At 70.4% G+C, this 6581-nt stretch carries 5 protein-coding genes; 1 reads left to right on the top strand and 4 read right to left on the bottom strand.

All coding sequences use genetic code 11. The features are described 5' to 3' along the window. Both AC31A1_RS43820 and aspS read right to left on the bottom strand, forming a co-directional pair. The coding region (locus AC31A1_RS43820; RefSeq protein ID WP_489658662.1) for an intradiol ring-cleavage dioxygenase at positions 1 to 872 on the bottom strand (872 nt) is incomplete at its 3' end. 154 nt (positions 873 to 1026) lie between these two features. After that, positions 1027 to 2790 carry an aspartate--tRNA ligase gene (gene aspS, locus AC31A1_RS43825; protein ID WP_393750720.1) on the bottom strand — a complete coding sequence of 588 codons (1764 nt, stop codon included), beginning with the start codon at positions 2788 to 2790 and terminating at the stop codon, positions 1027 to 1029. 165 nt (positions 2791 to 2955) lie between these two features. On the opposite strand from aspS, the gene AC31A1_RS43830 reads away from it, so the two are divergent. Beyond that, positions 2956 to 5148, top strand: a complete 2193-nt coding sequence (locus tag AC31A1_RS43830; protein WP_489658663.1) for a SpoIIE family protein phosphatase — start codon at positions 2956 to 2958, stop codon at positions 5146 to 5148. Here AC31A1_RS43830 and AC31A1_RS43835 read toward each other — a convergent pair. Together AC31A1_RS43835 and AC31A1_RS43840 are read right to left on the bottom strand one after the other, a co-directional pair. Further along, positions 5070 to 6164 (bottom strand): AI-2E family transporter, encoded by a 1095-nt coding sequence (locus AC31A1_RS43835; protein WP_489658664.1) that lies wholly within the window; start codon positions 6162 to 6164, stop codon positions 5070 to 5072. The two genes, AC31A1_RS43830 and AC31A1_RS43835, sit on opposite strands and share 79 nt — an antisense overlap. Before the next feature lie 73 nt (positions 6165 to 6237). After that, positions 6238 to 6573, bottom strand: coding sequence for a peptidase inhibitor family I36 protein (locus AC31A1_RS43840; RefSeq protein WP_489658665.1), 336 nt, complete (start codon positions 6571 to 6573; stop codon positions 6238 to 6240). Positions 6574 to 6581: the final 8 nt, after the last annotated feature.

The following is a 6581-nucleotide window of genomic DNA, read 5'->3' on the forward strand; positions in this document are numbered from 1 at the left end:
CCGTACGTCTCGAACACGGCGACGCGCACGCCCCGCCCGATGTGCCGCCTGTCGTACTGGAGGTACAGCAGGCCGCCCTCGTGGCCGTTCTGGGGGTAGATCCCGTCCTCGGTGAGGGTCGTGCGCGTCGCCGTGTTCGAGACGTACGGCTCCAGGACCGACGTCGCGATGACCGACTTCTCGTCGAAGAAGAGCTGGCCGGTGTGGCAGGTGTGGCCGCCTTCGTAGCCCGCGTCGGTCCATGTGCCGTCGACGTGGACCTTGACGTGGATGTGGACGCAACGGCCCTGGTACCAGCCGGGGAAGACCGTCTTGAAGGTGACGTGGCCGTGGCGGTCCGTGTGCCAGGTGCCGCGCAGGAAGCGGTCGTCGTCGGTCGGTTCCTGATGTCCTCCGCCGCCACCGGGCGGGCCGCCCGTCGGGGTGCCGGTCGGGGTGCCGGAGGGCGGTGCGCCCGTGGGGGCCGGGCCGCCGCCCCCGCCGGTCGACTCGTAGCCCGAGTAGACGCCCGTCGCGTTGCAGTGCCAGATGTCCACGGCCGCGTTGCGCAGCGGTCTGCACGTGTCCGCGTCGATCACCTTGAGGTCGAGGGTGAGCGGGATGCCCTCCTGGTCCTCGGTGACATCGCGGCGGATCTTGTCCGCGTCGATGTAGTACGGGCCCTCGGTCAGCTCCGAGGTGAGCGTGTAGCAGGTGTCCTGGGCCGTATCCTCCGGAGCCGCGTTCTGCTGGGCCGCCGAGGCGTTCGCCGCGAGGGTGCCGCCCACGCCCACCGCCGTCACCGCCGCACCGCCGGCCACCAGGACCGTACGACGCGCCAACTGGCCCTTGTCCTCTGGGACTTCGGAGTCCGTGGGGGGTTGAGAATCCATGGGGGGTACTCGGGAATCCGTCATGCCGGGGACGCTAGAGGCGCCCTACGTGGCATGAACATGAGAATGCGCTGTGAATCCTGTGCGCAAGCGAAAGGGCTCGAAACCGATGCCGGTTCCGAGCCCCAACGCCTCAACTCCCGTCGGCCGCGTGCTACTTCGGCTGCGGCTTCCGCACCGACAGGTGCAGCTCGCGCAGCCGCGTCTCGTCCAGCTCCGTCGGCGCGCCCATCATCAGGTCCTGCGCGTTGCCGTTGAGCGGGAACGCGATCGTCTCGCGGATGTTCGGCTCCTCCGCGAGCAGCATGACGATGCGGTCGACACCGGGGGCGATCCCGCCGTGCGGCGGGGCGCCGAAGCGGAACGCACGCAGCATGCCCGCGAACTGCTCCTCGACGGTGTCACGGTCGTAGCCCGCGATCTCGAAGGCCTTGAGCATGATGTCGGGCTCGTGGTTCCGGATCGCGCCGGAGGACAGCTCCACGCCGTTGCAGACGATGTCGTACTGCCAGCCCAGGATGTCCAGCGGGTCCTGGGTCTCCAGGGCCTCCAGACCGCCCTGCGGCATCGAGAACGGGTTGTGCGAGAAGTCGATCTTCCCGGTCTCCTCGTCCTTCTCGTACATCGGGAAGTCGACGATCCAGCAGAAGCGGAAGACGCCTTCCTCGAAGTGCCCGGCACGCTTGGCGGCCTCGACGCGCACCGCGCCCATGATCTTCGAGACCTCTTCGAACTCGCCCGCGCCGAAGAAGACGGCGTGACCGGCGGCCAGCGACAGGCGCTTGGTCAGCTCGGCGACGTTCTCCTCGGTCAGGAACTTCGCGATCGGGCCCGTCAGCGAGCCGTCCTCGGTGACGCGGACCCAGGCCAGGCCCTTCGCGCCGAGGGTGACCGCGAAGTCGCCGAGCTGGTCGAAGAACTTGCGGGGCTGCGCCGCGACGTCCGGCACCGGCAGCGCGCGGACGTGCTTGCCGGCGAAGGCCTTGAACTCCGAGCCCTCGAACACGTCGGTGATGTCGGTGAGTTCGAGCTTGGCGCGCAGGTCCGGCTTGTCGGATCCGTACTTCAGCATCGACTCGCGGAACGGGATGCGCGGGAACGGGGAGGTGACCTCCTGGCCGCCGCCGAACTCCGTGAACAGCTCCGTCATCAGCTTCTCGATCGGCTGGAAGACGTCTTCCTGCTCCACGAAGCTCATCTCGACGTCGAGCTGGTAGAACTCGCCCGGCGAGCGGTCCGCGCGGGCGTCCTCGTCGCGGAAGCAGGGCGCGATCTGGAAGTAGCGGTCGAAGCCGGAGATCATCAGCAGCTGCTTGAACTGCTGCGGCGCCTGCGGAAGGGCGTAGAACTTGCCCGGGTTCAGGCGCGAGGGGACCACGAAGTCACGCGCGCCCTCGGGGGAGGTCGCGGACAGGATCGGGGTGGCCATCTCGTTGAAGCCGAGGGCGACCATCTTCGAGCGGATCGAGGCGATCACGGAGGACCGCAGCATGATGTTGCGGTGCATGCGCTCGCGGCGCAGGTCCAGGAAGCGGTACTCCAGGCGCCGCTCCTCGTTGACCCCGTCCTCGGTGTTGATCGTGAAGGGGAGCGGGGCGGCGGCGCCGAGCAGCTCGACCTCGCCGACCTCGACCTCGATCTCACCGGTCGGCAGATCCGGGTTCACGTTGTCCGTGCCGCGGGAGACGACCTTGCCGTCGACGCGGACCGTCGACTCCTTGGTCACCTTGTCGAGGGCCTCGTACGCGGGCGTGCCGGGGCGGGCGACGAGCTGCGTGATGCCGTAGTGATCGCGCAGATCGATGAAGAGGATGCCGCCCAGGTCTCGGCGATTGTGCAGCCAGCCGCTCAGCCGGACGTCGGTGCCGACGTCAGAGGCGCGGAGCTCGCCGCAGGTGTGGGACCTGTACCGATGCATCGTCGTTCATCCAGCCTTCGCGGATCGGGGAGTGTTTCACGTGAAACGTCCGGGGCCGGAGCCCGGACGTCCCAAGGGTACCGGCCACCCATTGATCGCCTCCCCACCATTAACGCCAGGCTCCCTCGGTGGCAGGTTTCGATCTCCTCTTCTTAGAGTGGGTCAATGCGCACTGGTGAGCCCCTGCCCGCCGTGGGGGAGGTACTCGCCGCCCTCGCGACCGGCCTGTGGCACTGGGACACCGCCTCGGAGCTGGTCACGGTGGACGCCGAGGCCGCACGGCTGCTCGGGCTGCCCCCCGAGCAGACCACCCTCACGGAGGCCCAGACCCGGGCCCGACTCCACCCCGTGGACTGGAACGAGATCACGGGGGTCGTCGGGCTGGCCGTCGCCGAGGGCACCCTCGCCGAGGTCCGCATCCGGATCATGGACGAGCGGGGCCGGGTCATCCGCGTCGTCCGCAGCCGCTCCAAGCCGTCCTACAACCCCGAGAAGCGGTCGTACGAGCTGATCGGCACCCTCCAGGAGGTCACCGAGCCCACGCCGGGCACACCGGCCGGGCGGACGGCGGTCACCGGTGACTGGCGGCGCTCCCGCGAGGCCTTCCTGCTGGACGCGGGCCGGGCGCTCGCGGAGGCGCGGTCCACGGCGGAGGTGCTGCGGGTCGCGGCGGGCCTGTCGATGCCGGGCTTCTCACCGGACGGCCTCGCGGTGTTCGGCGTATCGGGCGACCGCCTGACGATCGTCGGCCATCACGGGCATCAGCCGGGCGACGAGGACCCGTTCTCGCACATGTCGACGATGACGGACTACCCGGCCGCCGAGGTCGTACGGACGGGCCGTGCCGTCTATCTGTCCACGCCCGAGCAGTACAAGGAGCGCTACCCGGTCACCTGGCCGCTCGCCCAGCACTTCCACCGGCAGTCCTGGGCGTTCCTGCCGCTGACCGTCGCCGGGCGGACGATGGGCGCCTGGATGGCCGCCTTCACCTACCCGGTCGCCTTCACGCCCGACGAGCGGTCCGTCCTCACCACGGTCGCCCGCATGCTCGCGCAGGCGCTGTCCCGCGCCGGTGTCGCCGAGTCCGAGCGCGAGCTGACCGACGGGCTCCAGCGCTCGATGCTGCCCACGCTGGGCCCGGAGATCCCGGGCATGAGCGTCGCCGCCCGCTACATCCCGACCGGCGGCGGCCTCCAGGTCGGCGGCGACTGGTACGACATGATCCCGCTCCCTGGGGGCACCCCCTCCGGGGGAGGACGCATCGCGCTGGTCATCGGGGACGTACAGGGCCACGACGTGCGCGCCGCCGGGCTGATGGGCCAACTCCGCATCGCGCTGCGCGCCTACGCCTCCGAGGGACACCGGCCCGACGCGGTGCTGTCCCGCGCCTCCCGCTTCCTGCACGGCATCACCAACGGCGACGCGGAGAAGACCGACCCGCGCTTCGCGACCTGTCTGTACGTCGAGGCCGACCCGGCGACCGGGGTCCTGGAGATCGCCCGGGCCGGCCATCCCGACCCGGCGATACGCATGGCGGACGGCACGGTGCTGATGCGGCCCACGGCGGGCGGGCTGCCGCTCGGCGTCGACCCGGACGCCGACTACCCGACGACCACGCTCGCCCTGGAGCCCGGCGAGACCATGCTGATGTGCACCGACGGGCTGATCGAGACCGGCGGCCACGACCTGGAGACGGGCTGGCAGCGCATCCGGACGATCCTGGAGGAGCACAAGGGCGACCTGGAGGAACTCGCCGACGCCCTCGTCCAGGCGGTCCACGGACCTTCCTCGCACCACACCACCGGCCCGCTCGCGGACCGCCGCGAAGACGACATCGCCGTACTCCTGCTGTCCCGCGAGGGCGAGGCCTGCGGCTGCGGCGACACGACGACCGTCCCTCCGAAGATCCGCCGTACGGTGTTCACGGTCGCGCAGGCCGAGCCCGAGCGGATCGCGGTGGCCCGGCAGCAGCTGCGCGAACTCCTCCACGACTGGACCGGCGCCGACCAGGTCGACTCCGCGGTCCTGCTCGTCTCGGAGATGCTCACCAACGTCCTCGTCCACACCGACGCCGACGCCCTGCTGACCGCCGAGGTGACCGGCGAGCCCGGTGAGCGGCGGATGCGGGTCGAGGTCACGGACGCAGGCGACGACCTCCCGCACAAGCGGCACCCCGGCGAACTGGCGTCCTCCGGGCGGGGGTTGCTCCTCATCGAACTCCTCGCCGAGACCTGGGGCGTGGACCCGAGGGGCGAGGGCAAGAGCATCTGGTTCGAGCTCTACGAGTCCGACGGCGTCGGGGACACCGCGGGCGACGGCGCGGGCGATGTCTCGGAGTTCGGGTCCTGGGACGCGTAACGCTCCCGCAGTTCGTGGACGACACCGAAGGCGGCCGCGGTCAGCGGCACCGCGAGGAGCATGCCGAGGATTCCGGCGACGGACGCTCCCGCGGTGATCGCGATCATCACCACCGCCGGGTGCATCTGCACGGTCCGGCTCTGGATCATCGGCTGGAGCACATGCCCCTCAAGGACCTGCACGGCGAGGACGACCCCGAGGGCCCACAGCGCGATCACGAAACCCCGGTCGGCGAGCGCGACCAGCACGGCGACGGCACCGGAGAGGAACGCGCCGAGGTAGGGGATGTAGGCGCCGACGAAGACGAGCGCGGCCAGGCCGAACGCTCCCGGCACGTCCAGGACGAGCAGCCCGATGCCGATACAGAGGGCGTCGATGAGCGCGATGACGGTGGTCCCGCGCATGAAGCCCTCGACGCCCTCGAAGGCACGGCGGGCCATGGCCTCGACGAGATCGGCGTTGTCGTGGGGCGCGAGCGAGCGCAGCAGCCCGGCGGCCCGGTCCGAGTCACGGAGGAAGAAGAAGACGAGCAGCAGTGCCAGTACGGCCATGGCGATGGTCTCGCCGACGACGCTGACCCCGCTGATGACGTTCGAGGCGGCCGTCCCGCCGAACTTGGTGAGCAGTTCCTTCGCGTTGGAGGCCAGGTCGTCCACCGAGGTGCCGGCGGCCCCGAAGTGGTCGGCGAGGGAATTGCCCGCGTCCTTGAGCGAGGACACGATCTGGTCCCCGGTGTCGATCAGCGCGGCCACGACGATGTACACGGCCCCGCCGACCACGGCGACGACCGCGACACAGGTGATCATGGCGGCGACCGACCGGTTCACGTGCGCCTTCACCAGCCGCCGGTACAACGGCCCGAGCAGCGCGGTCCCGAGCAGGGCGAGCAGCACGGGCGTCACGGCGGTCCGCAACTCGGAGCAGAGCCGGATCCCGACGTAGCCGACCCCTGAGACGAGCAGGATGGCGGCGCACCAGGCGGCGAGGCGCCGTACGGGAACCGGGAGGAGCTGCACGGTCCCACCCGACCACGCATCGGGCGGGCCGTCCTGTGGGGACGGCCCGCCCGAGTGACGGAAGGTCAGTACGTCAGCAGGTGGGGCCCACCGCGTCGATCCGCGTGCCGAAGTTGGTGTCGTAGGCCTTGGCGTAGTCGCCGGAGACGACCGGCCGCTTCTCCTGCGGGCTCCAGTCGATGAAGCACGCGTTGGCGTTGGCCTTGAAGGAGTACACGTGGTCGTGCAGGTTGGACGGCATGTCCCGGTACCCGGAGGCGGGGCTCCACCGCCAGGGGGTGCCCGAGTAGTTCCTGTCGTGCCAGAAGCAGATCTCCCCCGCCCCGCAGTTCTCGTCCGCGCGGTGCTGCGCGGCGCTCGCCGCCTGTCCGGTGGAGGTGGCGGGGGAGATCTGCTTCTGGCACGACAGGAACTACT

It is taken from the genome of Streptomyces sp. P5F9, from assembly GCF_057961495.1.